Origin of the sequence: Fredinandcohnia onubensis (assembly GCF_002734285.1) — a bacterium.
Classification (GTDB): Bacteria; Bacillota; Bacilli; order Bacillales; family Bacillaceae_L; genus Ferdinandcohnia; species Ferdinandcohnia onubensis_A.
Genome location: NZ_NSEA01000004.1, coordinates 124,470 through 143,331, shown reverse-complemented (window position 1 = coordinate 143,331; position 18,862 = coordinate 124,470). Strand labels below are relative to the sequence as shown.

General features: G+C 36.8%; 16 protein-coding genes. All 16 read right to left on the bottom strand.

The features are described from left to right. Positions 1-117: 117 nt before the first annotated feature. The 16 genes from CKJ95_RS05780 to CKJ95_RS05705 all read right to left on the bottom strand — a co-directional run bounded on the left by CKJ95_RS05780 (position 118) and on the right by CKJ95_RS05705 (position 18,861). The gene (locus CKJ95_RS05780) at positions 118-4,431 is read right to left on the bottom strand and encodes a PolC-type DNA polymerase III (RefSeq protein ID WP_099352454.1); all 4,314 of its coding nucleotides are present in this window, start codon (positions 4,429-4,431) and stop codon (positions 118-120) included. A gap of 71 nt (positions 4,432-4,502) precedes the next feature. Next, positions 4,503-6,206, bottom strand: coding sequence for a proline--tRNA ligase (locus tag CKJ95_RS05775; RefSeq protein WP_099352453.1), 1,704 nt, complete (start codon positions 6,204-6,206; stop codon positions 4,503-4,505). 31 nt (positions 6,207-6,237) lie between these two features. Then, complete coding sequence (gene rseP, locus CKJ95_RS05770) at positions 6,238-7,497, bottom strand: RIP metalloprotease RseP (RefSeq protein WP_099352452.1); 1,260 nt, start codon at positions 7,495-7,497, stop codon at positions 6,238-6,240. A 49-nt stretch (positions 7,498-7,546) separates the two neighbouring features. After that, entirely contained in the window at positions 7,547-8,704 is a 1,158-nt protein-coding gene (locus tag CKJ95_RS05765; protein ID WP_099352451.1) for a 1-deoxy-D-xylulose-5-phosphate reductoisomerase, read from the bottom strand. Between the two features lie 24 nt (positions 8,705-8,728). After that, positions 8,729-9,523, bottom strand: a complete 795-nt coding sequence (locus CKJ95_RS05760; protein ID WP_099352450.1) for a phosphatidate cytidylyltransferase — start codon at positions 9,521-9,523, stop codon at positions 8,729-8,731. Between the two features lie 37 nt (positions 9,524-9,560). Further along, positions 9,561-10,322 (bottom strand): isoprenyl transferase, encoded by a 762-nt coding sequence (locus tag CKJ95_RS05755; RefSeq protein ID WP_099352449.1) that lies wholly within the window; start codon positions 10,320-10,322, stop codon positions 9,561-9,563. A 150-nt stretch (positions 10,323-10,472) separates the two neighbouring features. Next, on the bottom strand, positions 10,473-11,030 hold the full coding sequence (gene frr, locus CKJ95_RS05750) for a ribosome recycling factor (RefSeq protein WP_099352448.1): 558 nt from the start codon (positions 11,028-11,030) through the stop codon (positions 10,473-10,475). Positions 11,031-11,034: 4 nt separating this feature from the next. Then, positions 11,035-11,757: a UMP kinase gene (gene pyrH, locus CKJ95_RS05745; protein WP_099352447.1), complete on the bottom strand. Its 723-nt coding sequence runs from the start codon at positions 11,755-11,757 to the stop codon at positions 11,035-11,037. A gap of 113 nt (positions 11,758-11,870) precedes the next feature. Beyond that, entirely contained in the window at positions 11,871-12,752 is an 882-nt protein-coding gene (gene tsf / locus CKJ95_RS05740; RefSeq protein ID WP_099352446.1) for a translation elongation factor Ts, read from the bottom strand. A 155-nt stretch (positions 12,753-12,907) separates the two neighbouring features. Beyond that, positions 12,908-13,606, bottom strand: a complete 699-nt coding sequence (gene rpsB / locus CKJ95_RS05735; protein ID WP_099352445.1) for a 30S ribosomal protein S2 — start codon at positions 13,604-13,606, stop codon at positions 12,908-12,910. Positions 13,607-13,754: 148 nt separating this feature from the next. Next, positions 13,755-14,306, bottom strand: coding sequence for a hypothetical protein (locus CKJ95_RS05730; RefSeq protein WP_099352444.1), 552 nt, complete (start codon positions 14,304-14,306; stop codon positions 13,755-13,757). A gap of 61 nt (positions 14,307-14,367) precedes the next feature. After that, a complete protein-coding gene (locus tag CKJ95_RS05725; RefSeq protein WP_099352443.1) occupies positions 14,368-15,135 on the bottom strand; it encodes a FliA/WhiG family RNA polymerase sigma factor in 768 nt (255 codons plus the stop codon). Positions 15,136-15,183: 48 nt separating this feature from the next. After that, positions 15,184-15,681, bottom strand: a complete 498-nt coding sequence (locus CKJ95_RS05720; RefSeq protein WP_099352442.1) for a chemotaxis protein CheD — start codon at positions 15,679-15,681, stop codon at positions 15,184-15,186. Continuing rightward, positions 15,674-16,312 (bottom strand): chemotaxis protein CheC, encoded by a 639-nt coding sequence (locus CKJ95_RS05715; protein ID WP_099352441.1) that lies wholly within the window; start codon positions 16,310-16,312, stop codon positions 15,674-15,676. The genes CKJ95_RS05720 and CKJ95_RS05715 overlap by 8 nt, the downstream gene beginning before the upstream one ends. Positions 16,313-16,323: 11 nt before the next feature. After that, positions 16,324-16,779, bottom strand: coding sequence for a chemotaxis protein CheW (locus tag CKJ95_RS05710; protein WP_099352440.1), 456 nt, complete (start codon positions 16,777-16,779; stop codon positions 16,324-16,326). 36 nt (positions 16,780-16,815) lie between these two features. Beyond that, entirely contained in the window at positions 16,816-18,861 is a 2,046-nt protein-coding gene (locus CKJ95_RS05705) for a chemotaxis protein CheA (protein WP_099352439.1), read from the bottom strand. Position 18,862 lies beyond the last annotated feature (1 nt).

Here is an 18,862-nt window from a genome sequence, read left to right as displayed (position 1 = left end):
TTTAGCCTCAGCCAAAGAATAAAGAGTGGGAAGCCCCACTCTTTTACCAGTAATATACATAGCATTTCCATAAAAACTATAACATAATCGCTATTTATATGCAAATAAAAGTCCTGATTAGAACAAGGATAATTGATTTTGATCTGGCATATCTTCTAGGCAGCCATGGTTTTCAAGATATTCCATAATTGTTTTAGATACTTTACCACGCTTCTGTAAATCTTCTTTGGATAAAAATTCACCTTGTTCTCTTGCTTTCACAATATTGATTGCAGCATTTGTTCCTAGTCCAGGAATCGAATTGAACGGTGGAATTAAGGCATCTCCATCAATTATAAATTCACTTGCACCCGAACGGTATAAATCAATCTTATTAAAAGCAAATCCGCGTTCACACATTTCTAGAGATAATTCTAAAACTGTTAGGAGGTTCTTTTCTTTAGTTGAAGCTTCAAGCCCTTTGGCATTGATTTCCTCCATTTTAGCGCGTATTGTGCTTGAACCGCGTACCATAGCTTCTACATCAAAATCATCTGCACGAACTGTAAAATATGCTGCGTAGTAAAGCAATGGTAAATGAACCTTAAAGTATGCAATCCTTACGGCCATTAAAACATATGCGGCTGCATGGGCCTTCGGGAACATATATTTAATTTTTAAACATGAGTCAATATACCAATCAGGGACATCATTCTTCTTCATTTCTTCAATAAACTCATCCGTTAACCCTTTACCCTTACGAACGGATTCCATAATTTTAAACGCTAGGGATGGTTCTAGACCTTTATAAATAAGGTAAACCATTATATCGTCACGACAACCTATAACTTCACTTAGTGTACAAATATTATTATGGATAAGCTCCTGCGCATTACCCAACCATACATCCGTACCATGTGAAAGCCCTGAAATCTGAACTAATTCCGAGAAAGTAGTCGGCTTTGTGTCCTCAAGCATCTGACGTACAAAGCGTGTCCCGAATTCCGGTATCCCAAGAGTACCCGTTTTACACATAATTTGTTCTTCGGTTACGCCGAGAGACTCAGTACCACTGAAAATTTTCATTACCTCAGGATCATCGGTTGGAATGGTTTTTGGATCAATTCCACTCAAGTCCTGGAGCATACGAATGACTGTCGGATCATCGTGTCCGAGTATATCAAGTTTAAGTACATTGTCATGGATAGAATGGAAATCAAAATGTGTGGTTTTCCATTCAGAACTTGTATCATCAGCCGGAAATTGAATAGGTGAAAAATCAAAGATATCCATATAGTCCGGAACAACGATAATACCTCCTGGATGCTGACCTGTCGTTCGTTTAACGCCTGTACAACCTGCTACCAAACGGTCAGTTTCTGCACCACGCATCGTCAAATTATGATCATTTGCATAACCTTTAACATAACCATAGGCCGTTTTTTCAGCAACTGTACCGATTGTTCCTGCACGATATACGTATTCTTCACCAAACAGTACTTTCGTATAGTTATGAGCACGAGGCTGATACTCACCAGAGAAGTTTAAGTCGATATCCGGAACCTTATCTCCCTTAAACCCAAGGAACGTTTCGAACGGGATATCATGTCCATCCTTCTTATACTTCGCTCCACAATTTGGGCAATCTTTGTCTGGAAGGTCAAATCCAGAACCAACTGAACCGTCATTAAAAAACTCTGAATGCTTACAGTCTGGGCATACATAATGTGGTGGTAATGGATTTACCTCTGTAATTTCCGTCATCGTCGCTACTAATGATGAACCAACCGATCCACGTGAACCTACGAGATATCCATCATCAAGTGATTTTTTAACAAGCTTATGAGAAATTAGATAAATTACTGCGAATCCATGCCCAATAATACTTTTAAGCTCTTTTTCTAATCTTTTCTCAACGATTTCAGGTAATTCTTCACCATAGATGCTTCGTGCCATACTATAGCTCATATTCCTGATTTCATCTTCTGCACCTTCGATTTTAGGTGTATACAGATCATCCTTAATTGGCTTCACGTCACCAATCATGTCTGCGACTTTTTGTGTATTTGTAACAACAATTTCCTTCGCCTTCTCTTTTTCGAGGAAAGAAAAACAGTCTAACATTTCATTGGTTGTGCGGAAATGAACTTCTGGTAAAGAATGTCGATTTAATGGATTTGCACCACCTTGGGACCGAACTAAAATTTTTCGATAAATATGGTCATTAGGATTTAAATAGTGCACATTCCCCGTAGCAACTACCGGTAAATTCAATTTCTCCCCAAGGTTAACAATATTTTTTAAGATGTCTTTAAGTTCACGCTCATTTTGGATTAAATCCAATTCGAGTAAATGTCTATAATTTGATGGTGGCTGTACTTCTAGATAGTCATAGAATTGAGCAATGGACTCAACTTCCTCAGGTGACTTCTGCATCATACCCTCAAATACTTCCCCTTTGTCACAGGCAGAGCCCACTAAAATACCTTCTCGATATTTTTGCAACTGGGATCGTGGAATCCGTGGTACACGGTAATAATAATTAATATGTGAAATCGAAATTAATTTAAATAAGTTTTTTAGTCCTACATCATTTTGTGCTAGCAAAGTCGCATGATAAGGTCTTGAACGTTGGTATGCTTTACCTTGACCCATATAATCATTTAACTGATCATGATATTGAATTTCTTTTTCTGCAGCATCTTTTAATAATTTCAAGACCAAATAACCTGTTGCTTCTGCATCATAGATCGCACGGTGATGCTGGGTTAGTTCAATATCAAACTTTTTACATAATGTATTTAATCGGTGGTTTTTTAATTCTGGATATAAAAATCTCGCGAGTTCCAGCGTATCGATTACTGGATTTGTTGCTTGTTCGAGCCCCGCCTTTTTATAACCAACATTTAAAAAGCCCATATCAAAGCTTGCATTGTGGGCAACCAATATTGCATCCTCGGTCCAGTCCTTGAATTTAACCAGGACTTCACTAACTTCTGGTGCTGTTCTTACCATATCATCTGTGATTCCAGTTAAGTCAATAGTTGTTGCACTTAATCGGTGATGAGGGTTTGCAAATGATTCAAATCGATCAATGATCTCACCATTTTTCACTTTAACAGCAGCTAACTCAATAATTGTATTATAAACTGCAGATAAACCTGTCGTTTCTACGTCAAATACGACATACGTATCCTCTTCTAAATTACGATGCTGTGAATTATAGGCAATCGGGACACCATCATCTACTAAATTTGCTTCAACACCGTAAATCATCTTTATCCCATTTTTCTTCGCTGCTGAATAAGCTTCTGGGAAAGATTGAGCTACCGCATGGTCTGTTAATGCAATCGCTGTATGCCCCCATTTTTTTGCTTGGCCAACTAATTGACTAATAGAAGTTACAGCATCCATCTGGCTCATTGGAGAGTGTGCATGTAACTCGACACGTTTTTCTCCTTCTGGCGCAGTGTCTTTTCTTTCGTTCATCGGCTGTATCTCATTAATATCATTTGCAAGCATCACTAAATCTCTAACAAATGTATCATTTTGAATACTTCCACGACAGCGGACCCACATACCTTTTTTAATGGATTGTAGTAGATGTACATCTTCTTTGTCCCGTGAGAATACTTTTACTAGGATAGAATCCGTATAGTCTGTAATTTTAAAGGTTAAAAGAGTTCTTCCACTTCGCAATTCTCTTGTTTCAGCAAAGAAAATATATCCTTGAATCGCAATTCTACGTTCTTCATCAAGAATTGAACTGATTTCTTTAAAATCTTCTTCATCCTTGATTGTATATCCGATTGTAATCGGTCCAGTAACAGTATTATTCTGATCTTTTTCCTTCTCTTTCTTTTGCATATCAGCAACAGCTAATAACGCTCTTTCCTGATCTTCCTGTTGTTTTTTCTCTAAAAACTGTTCGTACTCTTGGTTAGAAACCTCAATTTCTGTTTCAAGTGTGAACATAGGAAAACCATAGGATTGATAGACATTTCCTAATAATTGCCCGTATTTTTTCTTAATAGCAATTGATTCCGTATCATTTCTTGTCTTAATATGAAGCTTAAGGCCTTGTTGTGTTGGAAGTTGACTATGCAATAAAGATAGAATAGGTGGTGCAATTCCATCTAATTCTTGTAAGCAAAGTGGCCAATAGGCTTGTACCATTTCTTCAGTCACATGTTGTGATTGTACATGTAGTGAGAAAGTTACGGATGCTATATGCGTGAATTTTGTTCGTAGTTGAGTAGAAAATATCCTCATGACATCTGCTGGAATTACTTTTTCAAAAGAAAATAAGAAATGCCATGCCTTCTTCTCTTTATCAATCATAAGTTTTTCAATACCTGCATTTGCAAAGTGTGCAACTATTGCATCTTCAGTTAGTTCAAGCTGTTGTAGCAAGACCTTAAACCGTTCTTTTTGCTGTGGCGATAATTCCATCCTCGTTCCCCCTCTTCAGACAGAATTTAGGGTACCCCATACTACCGAGGTACCCTTTTCTTTTCTAGTATTTATTTTACTACATATTTGCTAATTGTCTCGATAAGATTTTCAATATTTATTTCCAATGTTTCCCCAGTCTTACGAACTTTCACTTCGACAATCCCTTCGCCCGCACGTTTTCCAACTGTGATACGGAGAGGCAGACCAATTAAATCAGAATCTGCAAACTTCACACCTGGGCGTTCAGCGCGGTCATCAAATAATACATCATAGCCGCTTTCCTTAAGGGTTACATATAAAGATTCGGAAATTGCTTTTTGTTCTTCATTCTTCATATTAACAGGGATTAAGTGTAGATCAAATGGTGCAAGATTTGCTGGCCAAATCAGACCATTTTCATCATTTGATTGCTCTGCAACTGCAGATAAAGTTCTGGAAATCCCAATACCATAGCAACCCATAATCATTGGTTGTGATCTTCCATTTTCATCTAGGAAGGTTGCATTCATTGCCTCACTATAACGTGTACCAAGCTTAAAGATATGACCTACCTCAATGCCTTCAGCAAATACTATTTTCCCTTCACCATCAGGAGATGGGTCGCCTTCTTGGATGAAGCGAAGGTCTGCATATTGAATTCCTGAAAAATCACGGTCTGGATTTACATTTATAAAGTGATAATTCTCTTCATTTGCCCCACAAACACCATTTACAACTGATGCTACAGCATGGTCTGCAATTACAGTGATGTCTTCCGATACTTGAATCGGGCCTAAAGAACCAACTGTGCAGCCCATAACGCGATTGGTATCCTCTGCGCTTGCTAATTCAACATTTGTAGCTTCTAATAAGTTCTTCACTTTAATATCGTTTACTTCATGGTCACCACGTGCTAATACAAGTACAAATTTTTCATCTACTTGGAAAAGGAGTGATTTAATGCATTTTTCCTTTGTTACATCAAGGAAAGAAGCAACCTCTTCAATCGTTTTCTTCTCATTTGTTTCTACTTTTTCTAATGCTTTTACTGACTCATTGCTTTTTGGATATTCCATAACAACAGGCGCCATTTCAATATTAGCTGCAAATGAGGACGTATCAGAATAAGCAATTGTATCCTCACCAATTTTTGAAAGCACCATGAATTCATGGGTATCTTTTCCACCCATTGCACCAGAATCCGCAATCACAGCACGGAAGTTCAGTCCACAACGAGAGAAAATATTGGAGTATGCAGTATACATTTTTTCATAGATATCGTGAAGGCTTTCTTGATTAGCATGGAATGAATATGCATCCTTCATGATAAATTCTCGGCCTCGTAGTAACCCGAAACGAGGTCTTTTTTCATCGCGGAACTTAGTTTGTATTTGATAAAGGGTGATTGGTAGTCTCTTATAGGATTTAATTTCATCGCGTACGAGGCTCGTAATAACCTCTTCATGGGTTGGTCCTAATACGAAGTCACGTTCATGACGATCGTGTAGGCGCATTAGTTCTGGACCATAAGAATACCAACGACCTGATTCCTGCCATAACTCTGCAGGCGTTAATGCAGGCATAAGTAGCTCCGCAGCACCTGCACGCTCCATTTCCTCACGGACGATTGTTTCAATTTTTTGTAAAACGCGTTTGGCTAATGGAAGGTAACTATATACCCCACTTGCATTTTGTCTAATAAAACCTGCTCGAATTAAAAGCTGGTGACTCTTGACTTCAGCATCAGCTGGTACTTCTCGTAGTGTAGGTATAAGCGTCATACTTTGTTTCATATCTTGCACCTCATTATAATTTCAGCTTATTTTATAGAAAGAATCTTTGAATATCGTTCCACGTTACCACCAACATTAAAAGCATTAATAAGGCAAATCCAATAAAATGAACCATACCTTCTTTTTGCTTATCAATTGGTTTTCCACGAACGGCCTCTAACGCAAAGAACACTAGTCTCCCTCCGTCAAGGGCAGGCAACGGTAAAAGGTTCACGATTCCAAGGTTAATACTTAGAATTGCGGCCCATTTCATTACATAATAGATCCCAGATTGAACAACTGTATCGGTTGATACATATATTCCAACTGGTCCAGAAAGCATATCGATCGAGAACTGACCTGTAATAAGCTTTCCAAGTCCAAGTAAAATCTCCTTTGTCCACATGAAGGTTTCCATAACCCCATATTTCAAGGAAGGCAATACTGATTTTTCAACAGGCCCATAGACACCTATGATACCAATAGTTTGTTCCTCAATTTGTTGAGCTTTCGGAGTTACAGGTATATCCAGTAATTCTCCATTACGTTCAACTACAAATCCAATTTCTTCTTCCGGATTTGCGCGAATAATATTTACAATATCATTCCATGTAGAAACTTGTTCATTATCAATCTCACGAACAATATCACCTTCATGGAGACCTGCTTGAAGTGCTGCCCCATCCTCGGTTAGCTTTCCTAGAATCGGTTTATCAATTGGCGTTCCTTGTAATAAACCAATTGCAATTAAAATGATAAAGGCTAGAACAAAATTCATTGCCGGACCCGCAGCAATTGCCAGTGTCCGTTGCAATAACGTTTTGGAAGCGAATTGGCGATTATAAGGAGCAATTTGAGTTTCTTGTCCATCGACCACAAAAAACGCAGTCTCACTAACTTCAAATCTCTTTAGAACCTCGTCTTCTCCATCCTCATAGCCCGAAATAAAAAGATTATGCTCTAAATCTGCTACCTCAACCTCAATTACTCTTAAATCTGGATACTTATCCTTATTATTTAAGATAATTTTCTCTACTTTTCCAGCATTATCGAATAACAACCCGATATTATGACCGGGTTTAATTTCAACCATTTCTGGATCTTCGCCAGCCATTCTAACATATCCGCCAATCGGAAGGAGACGAATCGTATACAATGTTTCATTTCTTCTAAAGGTAAATACCTTTGGCCCCATCCCAATTGCAAATTCACGACAGAGAATTCCTGCTCGCTTTGCTAAAACGAGATGTCCCAACTCATGAAAAAATACGAGTGCACCAAATATAATGATAAAGGCTATCACAGTCTCCACATATTTAACCACCTTTTGTTAGATTGACTATAAAAAGTGTATCTAAATCTTATTTTTTCTCTATTAATCCACGAACATAGGCCCGTGTTTGTTGATCTACCTCTTGGATGATATCTAAGCTTGGATGTTGTACAATATCATGCTTCTCAATTGTTCCCTCAATGATATCTTCGATTTGTAAAAACGAGATTTTTCCATTTAGAAAACCTGAAACTGCCTCTTCATTTGCGGCATTTAATACAGTAGGTAAGGTTCCACCTGTTTTTCCGGCTTGAAATGCAAACCCAAGACATCTAAAGCGGTCAAAATCTGGCTTTGAAAAATGTAGTTTACCTATCTCCCAAAGTCGTAGTCTCTCCTTTGATGCAGCCATTTGAAATCGGTCTGGATATGAAAAGGCATATTGAATGGGAACTCTCATATCGGGTGTACCTAGTTGTGCAATGACACTACTATCATGGAACTCGACCATTGAATGAATAATACTTTCTTTATGAAGAAGTACTTCAATTTGTTCATATGGAAGATTGAACAACCAATGAGCTTCAATTACTTCTAACCCTTTATTCATCATTGTCGCAGAATCAATTGTAATTTTAGCACCCATTGACCAATTCGGATGATTTAAAGCATCTTCAATTGTAACATCCTTAAGTTCTTCACGTGTTCGGTCACGGAAACTTCCACCTGAAGCGGTCAGAATGATCTTCTCAACATTTTTTTCTTTTTCTCCTTGAAGACACTGAAAAATAGCCGAATGTTCACTATCTACTGGTAAAATTGAAACCCCATTCTGATTTGCTGCATCCATTACTAAATGACCTGCAGTAACTAATGTTTCCTTATTAGCAAGGGCAATCGTCTTCTTTGCTTCGATAGCTTTTAAGGTAGGTAAAAGTCCTACACTTCCTACTACTGAGTTTAGGACGATGGTTGCTTCATCTAAAGTAGCCACCTCAATTAATCCTTCATCACCATAGACAAATCGGATATTACTTGAAAATTCACTTTTAAATAGTTCATATGTTTCTTTTGATTTTACAGAGACAAGCTTTGGCGAAAACTTTTGGATAATTTTTCGACCAAGGGCAACATTTTCCCCTATTGACATGGCTACAAGCTGTAGTTTTTCAGGATGCTTTTCAATAACATCCAATGTTTGCTGCCCAATCGAGCCCGTAGCTCCTAATAAACTTACTTTTTTCACAAACTCACTCCTAATAAACAACCACTACTGAATAATTGCACTTAAGAAATAAAGGATTGGCAGGATGAATATCATGCTATCAAATCGATCTAATATTCCGCCATGGCCAGGAAGTAATGTTCCAGAATCTTTCACGTTATAATGCCTTTTAAGCGCAGATTCTACTAGATCCCCAATTTGTCCAAAAACAGACACAAACAACGTCACGATTATTAGTGATATGAAGGAATCAAATAAATCTGTAATCATGTTAAAAATGAACGCAAATACAATAGCAGTCACAATACCGCCGACAAAGCCCTCAATGGTCTTATTAGGACTAATTTCCGGCCATAACTTATTTTTACCAAGTTTTCTCCCTACAAAATACGCTCCTGAATCGGTTGTCCAAATAACAACGAATGCATAAAATATATATGCTAATCCCATCGCTCTTATTTCAATCATATAATAAAAACCAAATCCTATGTATAGAGCTGACAGAATCACAAGGCCAGCATCATCAAAGCTGAAGCTATTTTTTGAAATAACAGTATACGTTAAAATAAACAAAACAATTAGAAGAACGATTTCAATCTTCGTAATTTGAAGGGTCTCAAAGAAATTATTATATTGACTAGGAACTAAAATAACCCATAACAATATAATAGAGATTACACCAGGGATTGATGCAATATTAATTTGCTTCATCCGTAAAAGCTCAAATATAGCAATTGCTCCCATCAAATAGACTAAAATAGTAAACGGGACGCCACCAAAAATAACAATCGGCAGGAAGACTGCTGCTGCAATTATTGCCGTTATAATTCTTTGTTTCATTGTATCATTCCTTTTTTATACGGTTTGGTCGTAATGGTCATATACCACCAAATCGTCTACCTCTCTTTTGAAATGCATGAATGGCCTCTAATAAATGATGTTCCTTAAAATCAGGCCATAATACATCGGTGAACCAAAATTCAGTATATGCAAGCTGCCAGAGCATAAAATTACTTAAGCGAATTTCCCCGCTTGTACGAATTAATAAGTCGGGATCTTCTAAACCTGCACTCATTAAATATTGATTAAAAAGCTCTTCATCAATCTTTTTGTAGGGGTCTTTCTCACGATAGTCTGAAAGAATATGATTGACCGCATCCAGGATATCTGCACGGCCACCGTAGTTAAGTGCAAAATTTAATACCATGCCTGTATTGTTCTTCGTATCGTTCACAGCTTTATCTACCGCTTTTTGAGTATGTGCAGGTATCGCATCTTTATTCCCCATGATTCGAACCTGTACATTTTCTTCGATCAACTCTGGTAGAAATGTGCCCATAAATTCTTGGGGAAGTTTTAATAAATAATTAACCTCATCCTCTGGACGCTTCCAGTTTTCTGTTGAAAATGCGTAGACTGTTAAAGTATTCACCCCTAGTCTACTTGCAAGCTTTGTTACTCGCTTTACTACTTTCATGCCTTCATGGTGACCAGCAGTACGTGGCAATGATCGTTTTTTTGCCCATCTCCCATTTCCGTCCATGATAATTGCTATATGGTTAGGTATTGGCCCTTTTACTATTTCGTCTTCAGAAATAGAAACTGGCTCCTTTTTTGTCTTTTTAAATTTTCCAAACATGAACAAGTCCTCCAACACCCGTCTCAATCGAGTTTCACTCATTTTACCATTTGTTTCGTTCGAGGTAACTAATTAGTAGACAGTATTAACAAAAAAACCCCCTGTAAACGTAAGAGGGTCTTTTTACAATATATTGTACATTGAAATGGGTTAGACTTCCATGATTTCTTTTTCTTTTTCTTTTGCAACTGAATCAATTTTATTAATAGATTCATCTGTCAATTTTTGAATATCATCTGTAAGACTACGTAATTCATCCTCAGTGATTTCACCATTCTTCTCAAGCTTTTTCAAATCATCATTACCATCACGACGAACATTTCGAACCGCAACTTTTGACTCTTCTGCATACTTCTTAACAAGCTTGACCAAATCACGACGTCTTTCTTCTGTTAATGGCGGAATTGAGATACGAATAATTGAGCCATCATTAGTTGGGTTTAAGCCTAAATCAGCCTTTTGAATCGCTTTTTCCATATCTCCTAAGGCGGACTTGTCGTATGGTTGAATAACAAGCATTCTAGCTTCTGGTACATTAATTGAAGCTAGCTGATTTAAAGGTGTAGGTGCCCCATAATAATCAACCGTAACTTTATCAAGTATTGCCGGATTCGCTCTTCCAGCTCTTACTGTTGCTAGTTCACGAGACAATGCTTGGACTGCTTTAGACATTTTATCTTTCACTTGATTTAATGTGTTATTTGCCATAAAGTTATTTCCCCCTTACAATTGTTCCGATATTTTCTCCTAGTACGGCACGTTTAATATTTCCTTCTTCCATAATTGAAAAGACAATTAACGGAATATCGTTGTCCATGCAAAGTGAAGAGGCAGTGGAATCCATCACAGCTAATCCTTCTTTTATTACATCAAGATAGGTTAATGATTCATATTTCACGGCTGTTTTATCTATAGATGGATCAGCGCTATACACACCATCAACATTATTTTTAGCCATTAAGATAACTTCTGCTTCAATTTCAGCAGCACGTAAAGCAGCAGTTGTATCTGTTGAGAAATAAGGATTTCCTGTACCCGCTGCAAAAATGACAACTCGCTTCTTCTCAAGATGACGAATCGCTTTTCTTCTTATGTATGGTTCTGCAACTTGTCGCATTTCAATAGATGTTTGGACACGAGTTTGGATTCCTTGATTCTCCAAGCTATCTTGTAACGCTAAGGAATTCATCACTGTAGCAAGCATTCCCATGTAATCAGCATTTGCACGATCCATTCCCATTTCACTACCAATTTTACCTCTCCAGATGTTTCCGCCACCTACTACTACAGCAACTTCCACTCCAAGTTCTGCAATTTCTTTAACTTGTTTTGCTACAGACTGGATTACAGATGGATTTATACCAAACCCCTGTTCACCCGCTAATGCTTCTCCACTTAATTTTAACACTACACGTCTATATTTGGCACCGCTCATCGAATAAAAAACCTCCATCTTTTAAAGAAAAGTACTAGCGCTTAAATAAAAACCAGCGCTAAAACTAGACATTTCAAAAAGAGGGAACACATAATGTGTTCCCTGTTATCTTTTTACTTCTTCACTTGGCTCATTACTTCTTCAGCGAAGTTATCTTGACGTTTCTCGATACCTTCTCCAACTTCGTAACGAACAAAGCTCTTCACTGTAGCACCTTTAGACTCAACAAATTTACGAACTTTTTGATCTGGGTCTTTAACAAAACTTTGGTCAAGAAGACAAACGTCTTCGAAGAACTTACCAAGACGTCCTTCTACCATTTTAGCTACGATATTTTCAGGCTTACCTTCATTTAATGCTTGTTGTGTTAACACTTCACGCTCACGCTCAACTTCTTCAGCAGAAACTTGATCACGTGTTACATATTTAGGATTTACAGCAGCAATGTGCATTGCAACATCCTTTGCAACATCGCTATCTGAAGTACCACCAAGAACAGTTAGAACACCGATACGTCCACCCATGTGAAGGTATGCACCAAATGCATCACCGTCTTCTTTTGTTACAACTTCAAAACGACGAAGTGATAGCTTTTCACCAATTTTTGCGATAGCAGCATTTACATGTTCAGAAACAGATGTACCATTGTCCATCTTTTGTTCTAATGCTTCTTCAACGTTAGCTGGCTTTTTCGCTAATAGATGAGCAGCTAATTCTTTTACCAGAGTTTGGAAACCTTCATTTTTTGCAACGAAGTCTGTTTCAGCGTTAACTTCTAAGATAACTGCTTCATTACCTTGAACTTCAATAGAAGTTAAACCTTCTGCAGCGATGCGGTCGCCTTTTTTCGCAGCTTTCGCAATACCCTTTTCACGAAGGTAATCAATTGCTTTTTCCATATCACCATCAGTTTCTGTAAGAGCCTTCTTACAGTCCATCATTCCTGCTCCTGTTTTTTCACGGAGCTCTTTTACCATTTGTGCAGTAACTGCCATTATGTTTTCCTCCTTATTTAACACTATGTACTATTTGATTTTTACGATTTTCACATCGTGTAGACAATCTGTTTCTATTATGACTTAATTCGCAAAAATATATAATTCTTAAAAAAGGTGATAAAAGGCATAACCCTCTTATCACCTTTCGCTCATTAAGCAGATGTTTCTTCACCTTGTTTAGCTTCTAGGATAGCGTCTGCCATTTTTCCTGTTAAAAGCTTAACTGCGCGAATTGCATCATCGTTTGCAGGGATTACATAATCAATTTCATCCGGATCACAGTTCGTATCAACGATACCAACGATTGGGATGTTTAATTTATGTGCTTCTGCAACAGCAATACGCTCTTTACGAGGGTCGATGATGAATAAAGCATCTGGTAATTGCTTCATATCTTTAATTCCGCCTAAGAATTTCTCAAGACGTTCTAATTCTTTCTTAAGACCAACAACTTCTTTCTTAGGTAAAACGTCAAAAGTACCGTCTTCTTGCATTCTTTCGATGTCTTTAAGACGCTTGATACGCTTTTGAATTGTTTCAAAGTTTGTTAATGTACCACCTAACCAACGTTGGTTAACAAAGTACATACCAGAACGTTCAGCTTCTTCTTTTACAGAATCTTGAGCTTGCTTTTTTGTACCAACAAAAAGCATAGTTCCACCATTTCCAGCTAATTCCTTAACGAAATTATAAGCTTCTTCTACCTTCTTAACAGTTTTTTGAAGGTCGATGATGTAGATTCCGTTACGCTCTGTAAAGATGTAACGCTTCATTTTTGGGTTCCAACGGCGAGTTTGGTGACCGAAGTGAACACCAGCTTCAAGCAATTGCTTCATAGAAATTACTGACATGAATAAATCCTCCTAATGGTTTTTTGTCCTCCGTTCATATCATCTTTAAGCAAAACTGTTTGAACAGCACCAATGCTTAAATCTATGAACGTGTGTGATAACACCAAAAATTAATATATCATAATAAAAACTTACTGGTCAAGAAAAATTAGTTGTTTTGACGAAATTTGTGTAAAAGTTCAATTTCTGTTTGTCCTTTATTTAACTTTTTTGCAATATCTTCATATGTGAGTCCTAATTTGATGAGATGGTCAATATCTTTGACAAGCACATCTTCAGTGCTTTCAATATTCCCTGTTATTTTTTGATGAGATTCTATTTCTGATATAGTATTTTGCTCGGTTTCGTTTTGCTTTGCATAAGTAGGTAAAAGATCTTGAATATCCTCAGTTGTCAAATCCGATTCGATTATTTGTATCGATTCTTTATTTTTTCCATCAAGTTCAGAGATATCAATATTTCCTCTTTTTGCTGACCTGTTTGGAGTTTGTTGAACTTGTTGGATTCTATTTAAAAACACTTCATTGTCCTCTTTGATTTCCATTACATATGAAGTGATCACATTTTCAAATTCTTTGAGTAAGCGTTCTTGTTTTATTTCAATCTCTTTTAGTTGAGTCATTTTCAAATATAAAAGAATAATTAAAAAAAAAGCTAATGCAAGTAATGCAAAGCAGGTTATAAATAAAATGGTTGTCATTCAAATTCCCTCTATCCCACGAAATCAATAAAATTACCCTTGTATGGATGTTGTTCTTATTTTAATGGATGTGTTTTTGTAATATATCCTTCAGTTTAAAAAGTGCTTTAGAGTGAATTTGGGATATTCTAGATGTCGATAACCCCATTACCTGTCCAATTTCAGTTAATGTTAGTTCTTCCTTATAAAACAAACTAATAATTAGCTGCTCTTTTTCATTCAATTGTTGGATAACATTGATCAGTTGATTGATTACTTCTTTTTTTACGACATGTTCTTCTGGCGTTAAAGTTGCATGATTTTTAATTGAGAATGCTGATTTTTCACTGCCCTCGTCATCATGTTGGTAATCGTCCATAGAAAGAACATTGGCAAAGAAGCCTTCATTAATCGTTTGATAAACTTCATCCTCGCTCATTCCGACTTCTGCTGCTATTTCAGGAATTGAGGCATTTCTCATTAAATTTTGTTCTAGCTTTTCAACGGCAGTTTCAACTTTCTTTGTTTTTTCTCTTGAACTCCTAGGTAACCAATCTTCCTTTCTAAGCCCGTCAAGTATTGCACCTCTAATTCGAAAGGATGCATATGTATCAAATTTCAAATCACGAGAGGGATCGAATTTTTCCAGTGCATCATATAAACCAATCATCCCAAGACTTTTTAAATCATCTTTATTTACACTCTTCGGAAGTGTGACAGAGATTCGTTGTACATGATATGAAACGAGCGGCATATATTTTCTGACAAGGGCATCCCCTGCATCTGTGTCTCGTGAGTCGGTCCATTTCTGCCAATATTCTTGATGATCTGTGGATGATAATCTGGACATTCTACTCCTCCTTTACTTTTATTGTGAATGTATTATATTTTTTACTTTCTATATTTCCTTAATTCCTTGATTGACAGTCCGGATTTTGAGGATGGCAGTTTCAGGGTCAAATTCAATGGTTCGTCCATTATTCCCACCAATATCTGATGAGATCATCGTGATGTTAAAGCGTTTTAGCTCTGCTTTTACTGCCTCAACATTACGAGGACCAATCCGCATAATATCACTAGTAGATTGAAATTGGAACATTTGAGCACCACCGGCGATTTTGGCTTTCAAACTCTTGTCTCTACCGCCGATTTCGATGATTTTCTTTATAAGCTCCTCAATTGCAGTATCGGCATATTTAGCAATATTCATGTTCCCGGCTTTTGTTGAAGCAGAACTTGGCAGCATGATATGGGCAAGTCCTGCAACCTTTTTTGGTTGATCATAAATGACTACACCTACACAGGAACCTAATCCAGAAGTTCGGATTAAGTTTGGTGCAGTTATGACATTCATATCTGCTATCCCAACCTTTATTATCTGATTAAGTTCATTCATGTGTTTGAACTCCTAATGCAGTAAATATTTTTCCAAAAGAATCGGGATCTGGTAACAATAGAAAATGCCCATTAATATTATCGTGTTCTTGTTTTTCAGTTTCACTAATAGCCGTTTCGATCACGATTGCATAATCACTTACTTGTGAAAGTTCGATTAAACCATATCCTATGATGGCACCAACCATATCAATCGAAAAACCTGGAACAGAAGGATATAAATTTAATTGGGTAAAATCAGATAACGATGTAAGATAAGAGCCGAACAAGATATTTCCGACTTCTTGTAATGCAGAAATCCCCATGTCACTTTGTTTACTTTCAAATGAAAAGTCCTTGTCGCCTATGAGATCTTGGATTAGTTTTGTAGCTTGTGGGAGCTGTAAAATAAAAAACATATTTCCCGTTATATCTCCTTCAATTCGAAAAAAGATACCCGCAACAACATTTTCAGCCCCTCCAGCAAAATCCATCATTTCATCAAAAGAAACAATTTTTACATTCGGTACCTGCATATCAATTTTTCGATTTAAAAGCTTTGAAAGAGCAGTAGCAGAATGCCCCACTCCGATATTTCCAATCTCTTTTAAAATATCTAAATGAGTAGAATTAATACATTGAAAAAATGACATACGTTTGCTCCTTACTCTTTTCCCTTACGAATATCGGGGGTAAGAACCATTTCTAAATTTAATAGAATCAGTAATCTTTTATCGAGCTTGGCTACACCTTCTAAGTATTCGACCTCTACACTTCCAACAATCTCAGGAGGTGGTTCAATTGAATCAACTGGGATATCCATTACATCATTGGCCGTATCCACAATTAATCCTACTTCAACATCATCTGTCGCAACTATAATAATTCTTGTGCTATCCAGATACTCCGTTTCATCCATACCAAAACGGGTTCTTAAATCAATAATCGGAGTAACAACCCCTCTTAAATTAATCACACCTTTTATAAATGGCTCTGTTCTAGGAACTCGAGTTATATGTTGCAATTTTTCTATTGAACGTACCTGTGAAACCGGGATTGCATATTCTTCATCCTCGAGTGAAAAAACAATGACCTTTAACACAGCAGCTTGTACAGACATACTTTTCCTCCTTAACTTGCTATAATCAATACATTTCTATTTGATTAAAGCATTACAATCAATTACGAGGGCAACTTGCCCATCACCTAGTATTGTAGCCCCTGAAATTGCAAACACATTTGTTAAGTAGTTTCCTAGTGACTTTAATACAATCTCTTGTTGTCCGACGAAGGAATCAACGATGAGCCCAGCTGATTTATCGCCTTTTTTTACAATTAGAATAGAAAAGTCTTCGTCATCTTCAGTAATTGTAGGAATCTCAAAAATATCTTTCAAGTTCACCAATGGGACGACTTTACCTCTATAATCTATTACCATCTGATTGTGAGCATAAAGAATCTCACTTTTCTTTATGATGGCCGTTTCAATAATAGAAGAAAGTGGGATTGCGTACTTTTCATTCTGAATCGTAACGAGCATTACAGAGATGATCGATAAAGTGAGTGGTAACTGTATAGAAAAAGTTGAACCTTTACTCATTTCAGAATGAATCGTGATTGACCCACCTAATGACTCTATCGTATTTTTCACAACATCTAGGCCCACTCCGCGACCTGAGACGTCTGAAATTTGTTCAGCTGTTGAAAACCCAGAAGAAAAAATAAAATCAAATACTTGACTATCTGTTAGAGACTCTACCGTTTTTTCCTCGATCAGTCCTTTGTTAACAGCCTTTTGGATAATTTTTTCCCTACTAATTCCTGCACCATCGTCTTCTATTTCGATAAATACATGATTTCCGCTATGGTAAGCACGTAAAATGACCGTACCTTCTTCTGGTTTTCCATTTTGCATTCTAATTTCTGGTGTTTCAATACCATGGTCTAGTGCATTTCTTAATAGATGCACAAGTGGATCACCAATTTCATCAATTACTGTACGATCTAATTCCGTTTCTGCTCCAATAATTTGAAGATTAATTTTCTTATGTAAATCCTTCGCTAATTGACGAACCATACGAGGAAAGCGGTTAAAGACAGTTTCAACCGGAACCATTCTCATTGTCAGGATAATATTTTGTAAGTCTCCAGATATTCTTGACATTCTTTCAACTGTTTCATTTAACTCTGAATGTTTTAAATCACGAGAAATCTGTTCTAACCGCCCTCTATCTATGACTAATTCTTCAAATAGGTTCATTAGAGTATCAAGTTTTTCAATATTTACTCGGATTGTTTTTTGATTTCCAACATGCTTGCTGTTCGATTTTGAAGAAAGATTTTCCTCTTTATCGGTTATTTGTTTCATTTCAGGAGCAAGAGCTGGAGCAACTTCAGCCTGTGCCTGTATTTGTTCTTGTACTTGAGTCTTACTTGAATTAATTTGAAAGTCATTAACGATTACCTTGTTTATTTCAGATACATTGGTAATTTGTTTTTTGACATTTTCGGCTAATTCCATTGAAACGACTGTTACACGAAATTCACTATCAAATTGTTCTTCCTCAAGCTGGCCGACTGATGGAAATGACTTGATGATTTCACCGAGTTGTTCAAGAACCTCAAATACCATGAAAACTCGGGCAGCTTTTAATAAACAATCTTCACGAAGTTGAATGGTTATTTCATAACAATAAAAACCTTGTTCTTTTGATTGTTGGATAACCGTCAGTTCAAAATCATCATAATTAGTAATAGATGTGCCAGGTTCATCCACATTATTTTGAACAACTGAACCAATGGTTTCTTCTGCCGTTGTTATATCTCCGCTTTCTACTTTTTTAAGTGATAAAACGACATCTGTAACATCCTTTTTTCCATCACCACCATCAGCAATAGAAAAAATCATTTCCTCTAGATAATCAACTGATTTAAAAACAACATCCAAAAGAGATGGGGTTACTTTTATTTTCGTATTACGAATGCCATCTAGAACATTTTCCATCTGATGCGTAAGACTTGCTAAATCTTCATATCCCATCGTAGCGGACATCCCCTTTAATGTATGGGCAGAACGGAAAATTTCGTTGACAATTGCGATATTTTCAGGCTCTTTTTCTAATTTTAGTAGATTTTCATTACATGCCTGGAGATGCTCTTTACTTTCTTCGATAAATACTTCTAAATATTGATCCAGTTCCATT

Excerpts from the sequence above, each read along its gene's own strand:
- CKJ95_RS05780 (WP_099352454.1), bottom strand. The coding sequence starts at position 4,431 with ATGGAATTATCGCCACAGCAAAAAGAACGGTTTAAGGTCTTGCTACAA.
- CKJ95_RS05775 (WP_099352453.1), bottom strand. The coding sequence starts at position 6,206 with ATGAAACAAAGTATGACGCTTATACCTACACTACGAGAAGTACCAGCT.
- CKJ95_RS05760 (WP_099352450.1), bottom strand. The coding sequence starts at position 9,523 with ATGAAACAAAGAATTATAACGGCAATAATTGCAGCAGCAGTCTTCCTG.
- CKJ95_RS05755 (WP_099352449.1), bottom strand. The coding sequence starts at position 10,322 with ATGTTTGGAAAATTTAAAAAGACAAAAAAGGAGCCAGTTTCTATTTCT.
- frr (WP_099352448.1), bottom strand. The coding sequence starts at position 11,030 with ATGGCAAATAACACATTAAATCAAGTGAAAGATAAAATGTCTAAAGCA.
- pyrH (WP_099352447.1), bottom strand. The coding sequence starts at position 11,757 with ATGAGCGGTGCCAAATATAGACGTGTAGTGTTAAAATTAAGTGGAGAA.
- tsf (WP_099352446.1), bottom strand. The coding sequence starts at position 12,752 with ATGGCAGTTACTGCACAAATGGTAAAAGAGCTCCGTGAAAAAACAGGA.
- rpsB (WP_099352445.1), bottom strand. The coding sequence starts at position 13,606 with ATGTCAGTAATTTCTATGAAGCAATTGCTTGAAGCTGGTGTTCACTTC.
- CKJ95_RS05730 (WP_099352444.1), bottom strand. The coding sequence starts at position 14,306 with ATGACAACCATTTTATTTATAACCTGCTTTGCATTACTTGCATTAGCT.
- CKJ95_RS05725 (WP_099352443.1), bottom strand. The coding sequence starts at position 15,135 with ATGTCCAGATTATCATCCACAGATCATCAAGAATATTGGCAGAAATGG.
- CKJ95_RS05720 (WP_099352442.1), bottom strand. The coding sequence starts at position 15,681 with ATGAATGAACTTAATCAGATAATAAAGGTTGGGATAGCAGATATGAAT.
- CKJ95_RS05715 (WP_099352441.1), bottom strand. The coding sequence starts at position 16,312 with ATGTCATTTTTTCAATGTATTAATTCTACTCATTTAGATATTTTAAAA.
- CKJ95_RS05710 (WP_099352440.1), bottom strand. The coding sequence starts at position 16,779 with ATGTCTGTACAAGCTGCTGTGTTAAAGGTCATTGTTTTTTCACTCGAG.
- CKJ95_RS05705 (WP_099352439.1), bottom strand. The coding sequence starts at position 18,861 with ATGGAACTGGATCAATATTTAGAAGTATTTATCGAAGAAAGTAAAGAG.